The organism is Flavobacterium xizangense, assembly GCF_054075145.1.
Genome location: NZ_JBSIPG010000195.1, coordinates 1 through 256, shown reverse-complemented (window position 1 = coordinate 256; position 256 = coordinate 1). Strand labels below are relative to the sequence as shown.

General features: G+C 28.9%; 1 protein-coding gene. It reads left to right on the top strand.

Translation table 11 applies throughout. The features are described from left to right. A partial coding sequence (locus tag ACWA1B_RS23085; protein WP_456910996.1) for a glycoside hydrolase family 97 N-terminal domain-containing protein occupies positions 1-256 on the top strand: 256 nt, incomplete at both ends.

The window sequence follows — 256 nt, the reverse complement described above, 5'->3', positions numbered from 1 at the left end:
AAAACAAAAAAATTAGTGAATTCAGCAAAGATACTTTAGCATTTTTGCCTTTTTTAATTGATTATAAAAACCATAAAAAAGCCGTTTTCTTAGAGGCCAATCTAGAAGATTATCCGGGATTGTTTGTAACGAATAATAAAAACAAATCGGGTTTTGAATCCCGTTTTTCGAAATATCCAACAAAAGAAACTAATGGAGGTTTCAACAACATTAATCGATTAATTTCTGAAAGAGCCGATTATTTAGTTCAAACAAA